General features: G+C 60.6%; 12 protein-coding genes. All 12 read left to right on the top strand.

Annotated elements, in window-relative coordinates; translation table 11 throughout:
• The first annotated feature begins 34 nt into the window (after positions 1-34).
• The 12 genes from bamA to kdsA all read left to right on the top strand — a co-directional run bounded on the left by bamA (position 35) and on the right by kdsA (position 16,018).
• Complete coding sequence (bamA, locus tag ACMGG8_RS28635; protein WP_060842602.1) at positions 35-2,422, top strand: outer membrane protein assembly factor BamA; 2,388 nt, start codon at positions 35-37, stop codon at positions 2,420-2,422.
• A gap of 45 nt (positions 2,423-2,467) precedes the next feature.
• Complete coding sequence (locus ACMGG8_RS28630; RefSeq protein ID WP_016964695.1) at positions 2,468-2,971, top strand: OmpH family outer membrane protein; 504 nt, start codon at positions 2,468-2,470, stop codon at positions 2,969-2,971.
• Between the two features lie 3 nt (positions 2,972-2,974).
• Positions 2,975-4,030 (top strand): UDP-3-O-(3-hydroxymyristoyl)glucosamine N-acyltransferase, encoded by a 1,056-nt coding sequence (gene lpxD / locus ACMGG8_RS28625; RefSeq protein ID WP_060842603.1) that lies wholly within the window; start codon positions 2,975-2,977, stop codon positions 4,028-4,030.
• A gap of 109 nt (positions 4,031-4,139) precedes the next feature.
• Positions 4,140-4,580, top strand: coding sequence for a 3-hydroxyacyl-ACP dehydratase FabZ (gene fabZ, locus ACMGG8_RS28620; RefSeq protein WP_007924058.1), 441 nt, complete (start codon positions 4,140-4,142; stop codon positions 4,578-4,580).
• The gene (lpxA, locus tag ACMGG8_RS28615) at positions 4,577-5,353 is read left to right on the top strand and encodes an acyl-ACP--UDP-N-acetylglucosamine O-acyltransferase (RefSeq protein ID WP_060837767.1); all 777 of its coding nucleotides are present in this window, start codon (positions 4,577-4,579) and stop codon (positions 5,351-5,353) included. The genes fabZ and lpxA overlap by 4 nt, the downstream gene beginning before the upstream one ends.
• 2 nt (positions 5,354-5,355) lie before the next feature.
• Positions 5,356-6,486, top strand: a complete 1,131-nt coding sequence (gene lpxB, locus ACMGG8_RS28610) for a lipid-A-disaccharide synthase (protein WP_414158841.1) — start codon at positions 5,356-5,358, stop codon at positions 6,484-6,486.
• A gap of 11 nt (positions 6,487-6,497) precedes the next feature.
• Positions 6,498-7,130 (top strand): ribonuclease HII, encoded by a 633-nt coding sequence (gene rnhB / locus ACMGG8_RS28605; protein ID WP_060837769.1) that lies wholly within the window; start codon positions 6,498-6,500, stop codon positions 7,128-7,130.
• Between the two features lie 69 nt (positions 7,131-7,199).
• Positions 7,200-10,721 carry a DNA polymerase III subunit alpha gene (gene dnaE / locus ACMGG8_RS28600; protein WP_060837770.1) on the top strand — a complete coding sequence of 1,174 codons (3,522 nt, stop codon included), beginning with the start codon at positions 7,200-7,202 and terminating at the stop codon, positions 10,719-10,721.
• Positions 10,722-10,860: 139 nt separating this feature from the next.
• Positions 10,861-11,808, top strand: coding sequence for an acetyl-CoA carboxylase carboxyltransferase subunit alpha (locus tag ACMGG8_RS28595; protein WP_016964689.1), 948 nt, complete (start codon positions 10,861-10,863; stop codon positions 11,806-11,808).
• Positions 11,809-11,944: 136 nt separating this feature from the next.
• Positions 11,945-13,261 carry a tRNA lysidine(34) synthetase TilS gene (gene tilS, locus ACMGG8_RS28590; protein WP_414158840.1) on the top strand — a complete coding sequence of 439 codons (1,317 nt, stop codon included), beginning with the start codon at positions 11,945-11,947 and terminating at the stop codon, positions 13,259-13,261.
• Positions 13,262-13,535: 274 nt separating this feature from the next.
• Positions 13,536-15,167 (top strand): CTP synthase, encoded by a 1,632-nt coding sequence (locus tag ACMGG8_RS28585; RefSeq protein ID WP_016964687.1) that lies wholly within the window; start codon positions 13,536-13,538, stop codon positions 15,165-15,167.
• A gap of 5 nt (positions 15,168-15,172) precedes the next feature.
• Complete coding sequence (kdsA, locus tag ACMGG8_RS28580) at positions 15,173-16,018, top strand: 3-deoxy-8-phosphooctulonate synthase (protein WP_042940934.1); 846 nt, start codon at positions 15,173-15,175, stop codon at positions 16,016-16,018.
• Positions 16,019-16,079: the final 61 nt, after the last annotated feature.

Below are 16,079 nucleotides of genomic sequence, written 5' to 3'. Positions count from 1 at the left end.
TTGTTTATTGCCAGTTGGAATAAGAAAGGACTTCATGAAACGTCTGCTGCTAACTGCGGTTCTCACCGTATTGATGATCGCCGAAGTTCACGCCGAGTCCTTCACTATCTCCGATATCCGCGTCAACGGCCTTCAGCGCGTTTCCGCGGGTAGCGTCTTTGGTGCCTTGCCGTTGAACGTCGGCGAGCAGGCGGACGACCGTCGCCTGGTGGAATCCACTCGTGCGCTGTTCAAAACCGGTTTCTTTCAAGACATCCAGCTGGGCCGCGATGGCAACGTCCTGGTCATTACGGTAGTCGAGCGGCCGTCGGTTGCCAGTATCGAGATCGAAGGCAACAAGGCGATCTCTACCGAAGACCTGATGAAGGGCCTGAAGCAGTCTGGCCTGGCCGAAGGCGAAATCTTCCAGCGTGCGACTCTCGAAGGCGTGCGTAACGAACTGCAGCGTCAATATGTCGCCCAGGGTCGTTACTCGGCCACCGTTGAGACCGAAGTGGTGCCGCAACCACGCAACCGCGTTGGCCTGAAGGTCAAGATCAACGAAGGTACGGTCGCTGCCATCCAGCACATCAACGTGGTGGGCAACACGGTTTTCCCTGATGAAGACCTGATCGGCCTGTTCGAACTCAAGACCACCAACTGGCTGTCGTTCTTCAAGAACGACGACAAGTACGCTCGTGAAAAGCTGTCCGGTGACCTGGAGCGTCTGCGCTCCTACTACCTCGATCGTGGCTATATCAACATGGATATTGCTTCGACCCAGGTGTCCATCACTCCGGACAAGAAGCACGTCTATATCACTGTCAACGTCAACGAAGGCGAGAAGTACAGCGTTCGTGACGTGAAGCTCAGCGGCGACCTGAAGGTCCCTGAAGACCAGGTCAAGGCGCTGTTGCTGGTGGAGAAGGGCCAGGTGTTCTCGCGCAAGCTGATGACCACCACTTCCGAACTGATCACTCGTCGTCTCGGTAACGAGGGTTACACCTTCGCCAACGTCAACGGCGTGCCTCAGCCGCATGATGAAGATCACACCGTGGACATCACCTTCGTGGTGGACCCGGGCAAGCGTGCCTACGTCAACCGCATCAACTTCCGTGGCAACACCAAGTCCGAGGACGAAGTGCTGCGTCGCGAAATGCGTCAGATGGAAGGTGGCTGGGCTTCGACCTACCTGATCGACCAGTCCAAGACTCGCCTGGAGCGCCTGGGCTTCTTCAAGGAGGTCAACGTCGAGACTCCGGCTGTTCCGGGTGTCGATGACCAGGTTGACGTGAACTACGCGGTGGAAGAACAAGCGTCCGGGTCGATCACCGCCAGCGTCGGTTTCGCCCAGAGTGCCGGTCTGATCCTTGGTGGTTCGATCACTCAGAACAACTTCCTGGGTACTGGTAACAAGGTCAGCATTGGCCTGACCCGCAGTGAATACCAGAGCCGCTACAACTTCGGCTACGTTGACCCCTACTGGACCGCCGATGGCGTGAGCCTGGGCTACAACGCCTTCTATCGCACCACTGACTACAAAGACCTCGACGTCAACGTGGCCAGCTATGCGGTGGACAGCCTGGGTGCCGGTGTCAGCGTGGGTTACCCGATCAGTGAGACTTCGCGTCTGACCTTCGGCCTGACTGCGCAGCAGGACAAGATCAAGACAGGTCTGTACACCGTCGATGAGATTTTCGACTTCGTGAATCAGCAGGGCAGCAACTACCTGAACTTCAAGGCATCCGCCGGCTGGTCCGAATCGACCTTGAACAAAGGTGTGCTGGCCACCCGAGGCCACTCTCAGAGTTTGGTCTTGGAAACCACTACCCCAGGTAGCGATCTGTCGTTCTTCAAGCTTGATTACCGTGGCCAGATGTTCCAGCCGCTGACTGAAAACTACACCATGCGCTTCCATACCGAGCTGGGCTACGGTGATGGCTACGGTTCAACCGACGGCTTGCCGTTCTACGAGAACTACTATGCTGGTGGTTTCAACTCGGTTCGTGGTTTCAAGGACAGCACTTTGGGGCCGCGCAGTACCCCGAGTCGTGGTGCTGGTGTAACGGGCAACGTCGGAACTGCAGCCGACCCCGATCAGGATCCGCTGCCGTTCGGTGGTAACGTCTTGATCCAGGGTGGTGCCGAACTGTTGTTCCCGCTGCCATTCGTCAAGGATCAGCGTTCCCTGCGGACGTCGGTGTTCTGGGATGTGGGTAACGTGTTCGATTCCAAGTGCTCGAACGTGAAAAATACCAACGGCATTTCTTCCAAGACGCAGTGCAATGACATCAGCCTCAGCAACCTGGCCAGCTCCGTGGGCGTCGGTGTGACTTGGGTTACGGCCCTGGGTCCATTGAGCTTTGCCCTGGCGATGCCAGTGAAGAAACCGAATAACGCTGAGACCCAGGTGTTCCAATTCTCCCTCGGTCAGACTTTCTAATAGCCTGACCCAAGATAACGACAATGGATTTTGTAGGAGTGCATCGTGCGTAAGTTGACTCAATTGGTTCTCCTGGCCTCCGTTCTGGTCGCGAGCCCGGCGTTTGCCGAAATGAAAATTGCCGTTCTGAACTATCAGATGGCACTGCTGGAATCCGACGCGGCGAAGAAGTACGCAGTGGACGCCGAGAAAAAGTTCGGTCCGCAACTGACCAAGCTGAAAACCCTGGAAAGCAGCGCCAAGGGTATCCAGGATCGCCTGGTGGCCGGTGGCGACAAGATGCAGCAGGGCGAGCGTGAACGTCTGGAGCTCGAGTTCAAGCAAAAGGCCCGTGACTTCCAGTTCCAGTCCAAGGAACTGAACGAAGCCAAGGCTGTTGCTGACCGCGAGATGCTCAAGCAACTGAAGCCGAAGCTGGACAGCGCAGTTGAAGAAGTCATCAAGAAAGGCGGTTTCGATCTGGTCTTCGAGCGTGGCGCAGTGATCGATGTCAAACCTCAGTACGACATCACTCGCCAAGTTATCGAGCGCATGAATCAGCTGAAGTAAGCCATGACCGCGATTATAAAACTCGGCCAGTTGGCCGAGTTCCTCGGCGCCACCTTGCGTGGCGACGCGGAGAAGGAAATCACTGGGCTAGCCACCTTGCAGGAGGCTGGCCCAGCTCAGTTGAGCTTTTTGGCAAACCCGCAATATCGCAAGTACCTGGTGGACTGCCAGGCCGGTGCGGTGTTGCTGAAAGCCGCTGATGCCGAGGCCTATGCCGGCGACGCATTGGTGGTGGCCGATCCTTACCTGTCCTATGCCCGAATTTCCCATCTGTTCGACCCCAAGCCCAAGGCCCCGGCTGGCATTCACCCATCCGCGGTAATTGCCGTTGATGCGCAGGTGGATCCAGCGGCCAGCATTGGCCCGTTTGCGGTGATCGAGAGTGGTGCTCGCATCGGTGCCGGAGTGACCATCGGCGCTCATTGCTTTATCGGTGCCCGCTGCGAGATCGGCGAGGGCGGCTGGCTGGCGCCAAGGGTCACCCTGTACCACGACGTACGCATCGGCAAACGAGTGGTTATCCAGTCGGGCGCGGTGCTGGGGGGCGAAGGCTTCGGCTTTGCCAACGAGAAAGGCATCTGGCAGAAGATCGCGCAGATTGGCGGCGTGACCATCGGTGACGATGTCGAGATTGGCGTCAACACCGCGATCGATCGTGGCGCCCTGGCCGACACCGTCATCGGCAATGGCGTGAAGCTCGATAACCAGATTCAGATCGCCCACAACGTTCAGGTCGGTGATCACACCGCCATGGCCGCTTGTGTGGGGATCTCCGGCAGCACCAAGATCGGCAAGCACTGTATGCTCGCCGGCGGTGTGGGGCTGGTCGGGCACATCGATATTTGTGACAACGTATTCCTCACTGGAATGACCATGGTGACTCACTCGATTACCGAGCCGGGTGCCTACTCTTCCGGTACGGCCATGCAACCTGCTGCCGAGTGGCGCAAGAGCGCGGCACGCATCCGTCAGCTCGATGATCTTGCGCGACGCCTGCGTCAGTTGGAAAAGCGCGTTGGGGGCGTGACCCCTGACGGCAATGCTTCATCAGATGGCTGATACCATTTCCATATCAAGTGTGCACAGCCGCTAGACGGCCTCCTTGATTTGCTAGAGGGGCGTGCGTTAGTCGCGCGCTCCCACTCTTTACTACAGGCTTCCCCCCGAAATGATGGACATCAACGAGATTCGCGAATACCTGCCTCACCGTTACCCTTTCCTGTTGGTGGATCGGGTAGTGGACCTGGATGTTGAGGGCAAGTGCATTCGTGCCTACAAGAATGTCAGCATCAACGAACCGTTCTTCAATGGTCACTTTCCTGCGCATCCGATCATGCCGGGCGTACTGATCATCGAAGCCATGGCTCAGGCTGCGGGCATTCTCGGTTTCAAGATGCTCGACGTGAAGCCAGCCGATGGCACCCTGTATTACTTCGTCGGTTCCGACAAGCTGCGCTTCCGCCAGCCAGTGCTGCCGGGCGACCAGCTGATTCTTGAGGCCAAGTTCATCAGCTGCAAGCGCCAGATCTGGAAGTTCGAGTGCCAGGCCTCGGTCGACGGCAAGCCGGTGTGCTCTGCTGAAATCATCTGTGCGGAACGCAAACTATGAGTTTGATTGACCCTCGCGCAATCATCGATCCGACGGCCATCCTGGCCGACGACGTTGAGGTTGGCCCGTGGTCGATCATCGGCGCTGGTGTGGAAATCGGCGAGGGTACAGTGATCGGGCCCCATGTCATTCTCAAGGGCCCGACCCGGATCGGTAAGCACAACCGCATCTACCAGTTTTCTTCGGTAGGTGAGGACACCCCTGATCTGAAGTACAAAGGCGAGGAAACCCGCCTGGTCATCGGTGACCACAACGTGATCCGCGAAGGCGTGACCATTCACCGTGGCACCGTCCAGGACCGTTCCGAAACCACCTTGGGCGATCACAACCTGATCATGGCCTACGCCCACATCGGTCATGACAGCGTCATTGGCAACCACTGCATCCTGGTCAACAACACAGCGCTGGCCGGCCATGTGCATGTTGACGACTGGGCGATTCTTTCCGGATTCACCCTGGTGCATCAGTACTGCCATATCGGCGCCCACAGCTTCTCCGGCATGGGCACCGCCATCGGCAAGGATGTACCGGCGTTCGTAACGGTGTTCGGCAACCCCGCCGAAGCCCGCAGCATGAATTTTGAAGGCATGCGCCGTCGGGGCTTCAGCGAGGACGCGATCCACGCACTGCGGCGCGCCTACAAGGTGGTTTACCGTCAGGGTCTGACCGTGGATCAAGCCTTGGCTGAACTGGCCGAAGCGGCGGTTGAGTTCCCGGAAGTCGCGGTGTTTCGTGACTCGATCCAGTCTTCGACTCGCGGCATCACCCGTTAATCATGAACACTCTGCGTATTGCGCTGGTGGCTGGCGAAGCCTCCGGCGACATTCTCGGCGCCGGTCTGATGCGAGCCCTCAAGGCTCAGCACCCGGCTGTCGAATTCATTGGCGTCGGCGGTCCGCTGATGCAGGCCGAAGGTCTGACCTCTTACTTTCCCATGGAGCGCCTGGCGGTCATGGGCTTGGTCGAGGTGCTTGGGCGACTGCGTGAGTTGCTGGCGCGACGCAAGAAGCTGATCCAGACCCTGATTGCCGAAAAGCCGGATGTATTCATCGGTATCGATGCTCCGGATTTCACCCTGAATATCGAACTCAAGCTGCGTCAGGCCGGGATCAAGACCGTGCATTACGTCAGTCCGTCGGTCTGGGCCTGGCGCCAGAAACGGGTGCTGAAGATTCGCGAAGGGTGCGACCTGATGCTCACGCTGTTTCCCTTCGAGGCCCGGTTCTACGAAGAGAAAGGCGTACCGGTGAAGTTCGTCGGCCACTCTCTGGCCGATGCCATTCCGCCGCAGGCGGACCGAGAGGCGGCGCGTGCCGAACTGGGTCTGCCGGACGGGCCTCTGGTGGCCTTGATGCCCGGCAGTCGTGGCGGTGAAGTGGGGCGCCTGGGGGCCTTGTTCCTGGATGCCGCACAGCGCTTGCGTACCCTGCGTCCCGGCGTGCGCTTCATCATGCCGTGCGCCAGCCCGGAGCGTCGGCTCCAGCTCGAAGAACTGCTGGCCAGTCGTGACCTGCCGCTGACCTTGCTCGATGGCCAGTCCCACAAGGCCCTGGCCGCCTGTGACGCGGTGCTGATCGCTTCTGGCACCGCGACACTCGAAGCCTTGCTCTACAAGCGTCCAATGGTGGTGGCCTACCGTTTGGCGCCGCTGACCTTCTGGATTCTCAAGCGCATGGTCAAGAGTCCGTACATTTCCTTGCCGAACCTGCTGGCCCAGCGCCTGCTGGTGCCGGAGCTGTTGCAGGATGACGCCACCGCCGAAGCCCTCGCGCAGACCTTGTCGCCGTTGATCGAAGGCGGGGAAGAGCAGACCCGCGGTTTTGACGAGATCCACCGAACCTTGCGTCGCGACGCGTCCAACCAGGCCGCGCAAGCGGTGCTTGAGCTGATCGGCAAATCACAATGAGTAACGCGAAGATGCAGATGGGCCTGGACTTCACCCTGGTGGCGGATGCCGAGGATCTGGTGGCCGGTGTCGATGAGGTCGGCCGTGGCCCCTTGTGCGGAGCCGTTGTCACTGCGGCGGTGATTCTCGATCCGAAACGGCCGATTCTTGGTCTCAATGATTCGAAGAAACTCACCGAGGCCCGTCGCGAGAAGCTGTTCGACGAAATCTGCGAAAAAGCCTTGAGCTGGTGCATTGCCCGGGCTGAAGTCGAGGAAATCGACGAACTGAATATCCTCCACGCCACCATGCTGGCCATGCAGCGGGCGGTGGAGGGACTGAGCGTGACCCCGAAGCTGGCAATGATCGATGGCAACCGCTGCCCCAAGCTGGCCATGCCCGCCGAAGCGGTGGTCAAGGGCGATAGCAAGGTTCCGGCGATTGCCGCGGCATCGATTCTGGCCAAGGTCAGCCGCGACCGCGAGATGGCTGCCTTTGAGCTGATCTACCCGGGCTATGGCATTGGCGGCCACAAGGGCTATCCGACGCCGGTGCACCTGGAGGCCCTGGCCCGCCTGGGACCGACCCCGATTCACCGGCGCTCGTTCGCCCCGGTGCGACAAGCCTATGAGGCCCTTGAGGCGCGGGGCGAGATTCCGTCCTGAGGCTGATGTTTTAGTCGAGGCCCGGTACAATCCGGGCCTTGTTGTTTTCGCGCTTATTACAGGATCACTATGCCGGCTTCATTCGTTCACCTGCGCCTGCACACTGAGTACTCCCTGGTCGACGGCCTGGTGCGGATCAAACCGCTGGTCAAAGCCCTGACCGGCATGGGCATGCCTGCGGTAGCGGTTACCGACCAGAACAACATGTGTTCCCTGGTCAAGTTCTACAAGGCCAGCATGGGTGCCGGGATCAAGCCGATCTGTGGTGCCGACCTGTGGCTGTCGAACAAGGACCCGGACAATGCCCTGAGCCGCATCAGTCTGCTGGTGATGAATGCCGTGGGCTATCGCAATCTCACTGAGCTGATTTCCCGGGGCTTTATCGATGGCCAGCGCAACGGCCAGATCATCATCGAACGCGAATGGGTCGCGGAAGCCGCGGAAGGCCTGATCATGCTCTCGGCGGCCAAGGAGGGGGAGATCGGCATGGCGCTGATCGCCGGTGACCTGGAGGTCGCCGAGACCCTGGCCCGGGAGTGGATGACGGTATTCCCGGACCGTTTCTACCTGGAAGTGCAGCGTACCAACCGGCCCAATGATGAAGAGCAACTGCACGCCGCCGTGGCCCTGGCCGACAAGATTGGCGCGCCGCTGGTGGCTACCAATGATGTGCGCTTTATCAAGCAGGAAGACTTCGAAGCTCACGAGACCCGGGTCTGCATCGGCGAAGGCCGCGCCCTGGACGATCCGCGACGCTCGAAGAACTACAGCGACCAGCAGTACCTGAAAAGCGCCGAGGAAATGGCCGAGCTGTTCAGCGACCTGCCCGAGGCCCTGGAAAACACGGTCGAGATCGCCAAGCGTTGCAACATCGAGGTCAAGCTGGGCAAGCACTTCTTGCCCGACTACCCGATTCCCGATGGCATGACCATCGATGAGTACTTCCGCAAGGTTTCCTTCGACGGCCTGGAAGAGCGCCTCAGCGTGTTGTTGCCCAGGGACACCACCGAGGACTACGAGGCCAAGCGCCAGGTCTATGTCGACCGCCTGAACTTCGAGCTGGATATCATCATCCAGATGGGGTTCCCCGGTTACTTCCTGATCGTGATGGACTTTATTCAGTGGGCCAAGAACAACGGCGTGCCGGTAGGTCCCGGCCGGGGGTCGGGTGCCGGTTCCCTGGTGGCCTACGTGCAGAAGATCACCGACCTCGACCCGCTGGAATACGACCTGCTGTTCGAACGTTTCCTTAACCCGGAACGGGTATCGATGCCCGACTTCGACGTCGACTTCTGCATGGATGGCCGTGACCGGGTGATCGACTACGTGGCCGAGAAGTACGGCCGCAACGCGGTGAGCCAGATCATCACCTTCGGTTCCATGGCGGCCAAGGCGGTGGTCCGCGACGTGGCGCGGGTCCAGGGCAAGTCCTATGGTCTGGCCGACCGTCTGTCGAAGATGATCCCCTTCGAAGTCGGCATGACGCTCGAAAAAGCCTACGAGCAGGAAGAGATCCTGCGGGACTTCATCAAGGTCGATGAAGAGGCGGCGGAAATCTGGGAAATGGCGCGCAAGCTCGAAGGCGTGGTGCGTAACGTCGGTAAACACGCCGGTGGCGTGGTGATCGCGCCGACCAAGCTCACCGACTTCTCGCCGATCTACTGCGACGAAGAAGGCGGCGGCCTGGTAACCCAGTTCGACAAGGATGACGTCGAGGCGGCCGGTCTGGTGAAGTTCGACTTCCTCGGCCTGCGGACCCTGACCATCATCGATTGGGCGCTGAAAACCATTAACCGCGACCGCGCCAAGGTGGGCGAGGAACCGCTGGATATCGCCTTTATCCCGCTGGACGACAAGCCGACCTACAGCCTGTTGCAGAAAGCTGAAACCACCGCGGTATTCCAGCTTGAATCCCGGGGCATGAAGGAGCTGATCAAGAAGCTCAAGCCCGACTGCCTGGAAGACCTGATCGCACTGGTGGCCCTGTTCCGTCCGGGGCCGCTGCAATCGGGGATGGTGGATGACTTCATCAACCGTAAGCACGGTCGCGCCGAACTGGCCTACCCGCACCCCGACTATCAGTACGAGGGCCTGCGCCCGGTGCTGGCGCCGACCTACGGCATCATCCTGTATCAGGAACAGGTGATGCAGATCGCCCAGGTCATGGCCGGTTACACCCTCGGCGGTGCGGACATGCTGCGTCGGGCCATGGGTAAGAAGAAACCCGAGGAAATGGCCAAGCAGCGTGGCGGTTTCATTGAGGGTTGCGCCAGCAACAACATCGACGCCGACCTGGCGGGCAACATCTTCGACCTGGTGGAAAAGTTCGCCGGTTACGGCTTCAACAAATCCCACTCCGCCGCCTACGGCCTGGTGTCCTACCAGACTGCCTGGCTCAAGGCGCACTACCCGGCGCCCTTCATGGCGGCGGTACTGTCTGCGGATATGCACAACACCGACAAGGTCGTGACCTTGATCGAGGAAGTGCGGACCATGAAGCTGCGCCTCGATGCGCCGGATGTGAACACTTCCGAGTTCAAGTTCACGGTGAACGACGAAGGCCGCATCGTTTATGGCCTTGGTGCGATTAAAGGGGTGGGCGAGGGTCCGGTGGAAGCCATCACCGAAGCCCGTGTCGAGGGGCCGTTCAAGGACCTGTTCGATTTCTGTGCCCGGGTCGACCTCAAGCGCATCAACAAGCGGACCCTGGATGGTCTGATTCGCAGTGGCGCCCTGGACCGCCTCGGCCCGCACTTCTTCGATGAGCCCAAGGCTTATCAGGCCAACATCGATCAGAATCGTGCCGTGTTGCTGGCGGCCATGGAAGAGGCGATCAAGGCGGCGGAACAGACCGCTCGGACCCACGACAGTGGTCACGCCGACCTGTTCGGCGGAGTGTTTGTCGAGGAAGACGCGGACGTCTATGCCAACCACCGCAAGGCCAAGGAACTGACCCTCAAGGAGCGCCTGAAGGGCGAGAAAGATACCCTTGGGCTGTACCTGACCGGGCACCCGATCGATGAGTATGAAGGCGAGATCCGTCGTTTCGCCCGTCAGCGCATCATCGATCTGAAGCCGGCCCGGGATACCCAGACGGTGGCGGGGATGATCATTGCCCTGCGGGTGATGAAGAACAAGAAGGGCGACAAGATGGGTTTCATCACCCTCGACGACCGCTCGGGACGGATCGAGGCCTCGTTGTTTGCCGATGCGTTCCATTCGGCGCAATCGCTGTTGCAGACCGATGCCATGGTGGTGGTGGAAGGCGAGGTGAGCAACGACGACTTCTCCGGAGGCCTGCGCTTGCGGGTCAAGCGGGTGATGAGCATGGAAGACGCGCGGACCAACCTGGCGGAAAGCCTGCGCCTGAAAGTCCATACCGATGCCCTCAAGGGCGATCAGCTACGCTGGCTGGGTGAGTTGTTCAAGCGCCACCGCGGCGCGTGCCCGATCACCATGGAGTACAGCCGTAATGACGCCAAGGCCCTGCTGCAGTTTGGCGAGAACTGGCGGATCGACCCGGCGGACAGCTTGATTCAAGCCCTGCGTGACCAGTTCGGGCGAGACAACGTCTTCCTCCAATACCGTTGACGGAGAGGCGCCATCATTGCGCCTTGTCGTCACCTGAATTTTTAATCTCGACCTCAACGCGTCCGTCCCTTAAGGTAGGGCGCGAATAGACAACCGGCCGGCCCAAGCCCCCTTGGACGTCGAGCCCAGACGGACGCCTATGAACCCGAATTTTCTTGATTTCGAACAGCCGATCGCCGACCTGCAAGCCAAGATCGAAGAGTTGCGCTTGGTCGGTAATGACAATTCGCTGAATATCGGCGATGAGATTTCCCGCCTGCAGGACAAGAGCAACACCCTGACCGAGGACATCTTCGGCAAGCTCACCAGCTGGCAGATCGCACGTCTGGCACGGCACCCACGTCGTCCATACACCCTGGACTACATCCAGCACATCTTCACCGAGTTCGACGAGCTGCATGGCGATCGCCACTTCTCCGACGACGCGGCGATTGTCGGTGGTGTTGCCCGCCTGGACGAGCAGCCGGTGATGATCATCGGTCATCAGAAAGGCCGCGAAGTACGCGAGAAAGTGCGTCGCAACTTCGGCATGCCGCGTCCGGAAGGTTATCGCAAGGCCTGCCGCCTGATGGAAATGGCCGAACGCTTCAAGATGCCGATCCTGACCTTCATCGACACCCCGGGCGCCTATCCGGGCATCGATGCTGAAGAGCGCAACCAGAGCGAGGCCATTGCCTGGAACCTGCGGGTCATGGCGCGCCTGAAGACCCCGATTATCGCCACCGTGATCGGTGAGGGCGGTTCCGGCGGCGCATTGGCCATCGGCGTCTGCGACCAGTTGAACATGCTGCAATATTCCACTTATGCGGTGATTTCGCCGGAAGGCTGCGCCTCGATCCTGTGGAAAACCTCGGAAAAGGCTGCCGATGCGGCCGAGGCCATGGGCATCACCGCAGAGCGTCTGAAAGGCCTGGGCATTGTCGACAAGGTCATCAGCGAGCCACTGGGCGGCGCCCACCGTGATCCGGCGGCGGCTGCCGCTTCGATCCGTGCCGAGCTCAGCTCGCAGCTGGCGATGCTCAAGGAAATGGATAACGACACCTTGCTGGCCCGTCGTTATGACCGCCTGATGAGCTACGGTCTCTGATCGACTAGCGCTTTCCCCGTTAGGGGCACGCTCGTTCGCGACCCAGGCGCCGCCATCGATTCGATGGCGGCGTCGTTGCTTATAGCGGGGCAAGTGACTGCGCCAGCCGGCCGCTCCTACAGGTTTTGATCGCTGCATGAACGCTCTCAGCACCCAATTGCTGCACAGTCTGAGGCCCTGGCTCGATGCCAAGGTCTGGCGTGTCGCCCTCTCCGGTGGTCTTGACTCCACTGTCCTGCTGCACCTGCTTGCCAGTCTGGCGCACCGGCAACGCCTGCCGACACTGCAGGCTGTGCATATCCACCATGGGCTGCAAGAAGCGGCGGATGCCTGGCCGGAGCATTGCCAGGCGATCTGTGATGCCCTGGGCGTGCCCCTGAAAGTGATTCGCGTGCAGGTGCAGGCTGGTGCCAGTCTTGAACAGGCCGCCCGTGAGGCTCGATACGGGGCGTTCGCGGCGCTCACCGCGGCGCATGAACTGCTGCTGACGGCGCAGCACCGTGATGATCAGGCCGAAACCCTGCTGTTTCGTCTGTTGCGCGGAGCCGGGGTCCGGGGCTTGTCGGCAATGCCGATGTGCCGGCCTCTGGGGGGCGGGCAGTTGCTGCGACCTTTGCTTGGCGTGTCGCGTCAGGAGCTTGAGCGCCATGCCGCCGAGCATGGCCTGAGTTGGGTCGAGGACCCTTCGAATGCCGATCATCAGTATTCGCGCAACTACCTGCGGCATCAGGTCATGCCCTCTTTGCTGGCCCGCTGGCCTCAGGCCGCTACCTGCATGAGTCGCAGCGCCGCGCACCTGAGGGAGGCCCAGGGCCTGCTCGACGAGCTGGCGGCGCTGGACCTGTCGGCTGCTGAGGGCGGGGACTGTTTTTCCTGGCTTGGCCTGCCGTCGCTGGCCCTTGCGCCGTTGCAGACCCTGTCCCCGGCCCGCCAGCGCAATGCCCTGAGCCATTGGCTGGGTGGTTTTGGCCGTTTGCCCGATACCGATCATTGGCACGGGTGGGAGAACCTGCGGGATGCCGGCGCCGATGGCCGGCCGCTGTGGCGCCTGGCCGATGGTGAGCTGCATCGTGCGTGCGGGCGGGTCTGGTGGTTGTCCGGTGCCTGGTTGCAGCCGGTGCAGGGGTCGGTTGAATGGCTGGATCCGACATGCCCATTGCGTTTGCCGGGCAATGGCGAGGTGTTTTTCAGTGGAAGGGCGCCCCAGGGACCGTTGCGCATAGGCTACCGACAGGGAGGGGAGGTCGTGCAGGTGGCAGGGCGCGGCCATCGTGACCTGAAGCGTTTGCTCAACGAAGCCGGGCTACCGGGTTTTGTCCGTGGCAGATTGCCGCTGTTGTATCAGGGGGAGCAGCTGTTGGCGCTGGCTAACCTGACTGGGCCCGGCGCGAAACCTCTGGCCGACTGGCAATTGCATTGGCGACCACTGACCAGCGATCAAGGTTTGAGCTGAAAGGGGCTTTCCGGTAGACTACGCTCCCTTCTTGATACAACTTCTGTGGATTCGCCTGAATTGCAGGAGTTGCCGATTACCAAGCAGTCTTTGCTGGGCGATTCCAAAAAATGTGTAGCGAGCAACCTACCGGTGTTTTTGCATCCGGTCTGTCACCACGCGGCGGTTTTTTTGAAAGGTGCACTGTGATTAATGCAGGTGATCGGGGGCTTCGGCCTTCCTTCGCTTTCCCCGGCGGCACTGACCGCTTTAACGCAGACTTCTAGGGTTTTTCATGACGCGCTACATATTCGTCACGGGCGGTGTTGTTTCTTCATTGGGGAAAGGCATTGCCTCGGCTTCATTGGCGGCCATCCTGGAGGCGCGGGGGCTTAAGGTCACCATGCTCAAGCTGGACCCGTACATCAACGTCGACCCGGGCACCATGAGCCCGTTCCAGCACGGTGAAGTGTTCGTCACCCACGACGGCGCCGAGACCGACCTGGACCTGGGCCACTACGAGCGGTTCATCCGCACGACCATGACCCAGAACAACAACTTCACCACTGGCCGTGTCTACGAGCACGTACTGCGCAAGGAGCGCCGTGGTGACTACCTGGGCGCCACCATCCAGGTGATTCCGCACATCACCGACGAGATCAAGCGTCGCATCATCAAGGGCGCCGGCGATGCCGACGTGGCCCTGGTGGAAATCGGCGGTACCGTGGGCGACATCGAGTCGCAACCGTTCCTCGAAGCCATCCGCCAGTTGCGGGTCGAAGTCGGCTCCAAGCGCGCGATGCTGATGCACCTGACCCTGGTTCCGTACATCGCCACTGCCGGCGAAACCAAGACCAAGCCAACCCAGCACTCGGTGAAGGAGCTGCGCTCCATCGGCCTGCAGCCTGACGTGCTGATCTGCCGCTCCGACCATCCGGTGGATGTGTCCTCGCGTCGCAAGATCGCCCTGTTCACCAACGTTGAAGAGCGTGCGGTGATTTCCCTGGAAGACGTCGACACCATCTACAAGATCCCGGCCGTGCTGCACGCCCAGGGCCTGGACGATTTCGTCGTCGAGCGTTTCGGCCTGCAATGCAACGGCGCCGACCTGTCCGAGTGGGAAAAGGTGGTGGACGCCAAGCTCAACCCCGAGCACGAAGTCACCATCGCCATGGTCGGCAAGTACATGGAGCTGCTGGACGCCTACAAGTCGCTGATCGAAGCGATGAGTCACGCCGGCATCACCAACCGCACCAAGGTCAACCTGCGCTACATCGACTCCGAAGACATCGAGAACCAGGGCACCGCGCTGCTGGAAGGCGTCGACGCGATCCTGGTTCCGGGCGGTTTCGGCTTGCGTGGCGTGGAAGGCAAGATCACCGCTGTGCAATACGCTCGCGAGAACAAGGTGCCGTACCTGGGTATCTGCCTGGGCATGCAAGTGGCTGTCATCGAATTCGCCCGTAATGTCATGGGCTGGAAAGATGCCAACTCCACCGAATTCGATCGCGCCAGCGGTCACCCGGTCGTCGGCCTGATCACCGAGTGGGAAGATGCCACCGGCGCCGTCGAAGTGCGTAACGAAGCGTCCGACCTGGGCGGCACCATGCGCCTGGGCGCTCAGGAATGCTTGCTCGAAGCGGGCTCCAAGGTGCACGACTGCTACGCCAAGGACGTGATCGTCGAGCGTCACCGCCACCGTTATGAAGTGAACAACAAGTTGCTGCCGCAACTGATCGAGGCGGGCCTGAAGATCTCCGGTCGCTCGGGCGACGGCGCGCTGGTCGAAGTGGTCGAAGCTGCGGATCATCCATGGTTCGTCGCTTGCCAGTTCCACCCCGAGTTCACCTCGACGCCACGTGACGGTCACCCACTGTTCAGCGGTTTCGTCAAAGCTGCATTGGCTCAACACCAGAAGAAGGCTTGAACCTGATGGCGCAGAAGATCATCCGCGTAGGCAACATCGAGATCGCCAACGACAAGCCGATGGTGCTGTTCGGCGGCATGAACGTGCTGGAAAGCCGCGACATGGCGATGCAGGTCTGTGAAGAGTACGTGCGGGTGACCGAGAAGCTCGGGATCCCCTACGTGTTCAAGGCCAGCTTCGACAAGGCCAACCGTTCGTCGGTGACCTCCTACCGTGGCCCGGGCCTGGAAGAGGGCATGCGGATTTTCGAAGACGTGAAGCAGGCCTTCGGCGTGCCGATCATCACCGACGTCCACGAGCCGGCCCAGGCCGCCGTGGTCGCCGAAGTCTGCGACATCATCCAGTTGCCGGCGTTTCTCTCGCGGCAGACCGACCTGGTAGTGGCCATGGCCAAGACCGGCGCGGTGATCAACATCAAGAAGGCCCAGTTCCTCGCGCCTCAGGAAATGAAGCACATCCTGAGCAAGTGCGAAGAGGCGGGCAACGATCAGTTGATCCTCTGCGAGCGCGGTTCCAGCTTCGGCTACAACAACCTGGTGGTGGACATGCTCGGCTTCGGCATCATGAAGCAGTTCGAGTACCCGGTGTTCTTCGACGTTACCCATGCCCTGCAGATGCCGGGCGGTCGCGCCGACTCCGCTGGCGGTCGTCGGGCCCAGGTCACCGACCTGGCCAAGGCCGGCATGAGCCAATCCCTGGCGGGTCTGTTCCTGGAAGCCCATCCGGATCCCGACCACGCCAAGTGCGACGGTCCCTGCGCCCTGCGTCTGGACAAGCTTGAGCCGTTCCTGGCTCAGCTCAAGGCTCTGGACGAACTGGTCAAGAGTTTCCCCACGGTAGAAACCGCGTAAAAAACGGCGACTTCCTCTGTAGGAGCCGGCTGACCGGCACCGCGTTTTCGCGGGCCTGTTC

Source organism: Pseudomonas sp. BNK-45 (assembly GCF_047456255.1).
GTDB lineage: Bacteria > Pseudomonadota > Gammaproteobacteria > Pseudomonadales > Pseudomonadaceae > Aquipseudomonas.
Note: the sequence above shows the minus strand (reverse complement) of the source record. Positions and strands in the feature narration are given on the sequence as shown.

What these genes read in the sequence shown, in the direction of transcription:
- dnaE (WP_060837770.1), top strand. Translation starts at nt 7,200, where the DNA reads ATGCCGGCTTCATTCGTTCACCTGCGCCTGCACACTGAGTACTCCCTG.
- lpxB (WP_414158841.1), top strand. Translation starts at nt 5,356, where the DNA reads ATGAACACTCTGCGTATTGCGCTGGTGGCTGGCGAAGCCTCCGGCGAC.
- tilS (WP_414158840.1), top strand. Translation starts at nt 11,945, where the DNA reads ATGAACGCTCTCAGCACCCAATTGCTGCACAGTCTGAGGCCCTGGCTC.
- rnhB (WP_060837769.1), top strand. Translation starts at nt 6,498, where the DNA reads ATGCAGATGGGCCTGGACTTCACCCTGGTGGCGGATGCCGAGGATCTG.
- fabZ (WP_007924058.1), top strand. Translation starts at nt 4,140, where the DNA reads ATGATGGACATCAACGAGATTCGCGAATACCTGCCTCACCGTTACCCT.
- ACMGG8_RS28585 (WP_016964687.1), top strand. Translation starts at nt 13,536, where the DNA reads ATGACGCGCTACATATTCGTCACGGGCGGTGTTGTTTCTTCATTGGGG.
- lpxA (WP_060837767.1), top strand. Translation starts at nt 4,577, where the DNA reads ATGAGTTTGATTGACCCTCGCGCAATCATCGATCCGACGGCCATCCTG.
- kdsA (WP_042940934.1), top strand. Translation starts at nt 15,173, where the DNA reads ATGGCGCAGAAGATCATCCGCGTAGGCAACATCGAGATCGCCAACGAC.
- bamA (WP_060842602.1), top strand. Translation starts at nt 35, where the DNA reads ATGAAACGTCTGCTGCTAACTGCGGTTCTCACCGTATTGATGATCGCC.
- ACMGG8_RS28595 (WP_016964689.1), top strand. Translation starts at nt 10,861, where the DNA reads ATGAACCCGAATTTTCTTGATTTCGAACAGCCGATCGCCGACCTGCAA.
- lpxD (WP_060842603.1), top strand. Translation starts at nt 2,975, where the DNA reads ATGACCGCGATTATAAAACTCGGCCAGTTGGCCGAGTTCCTCGGCGCC.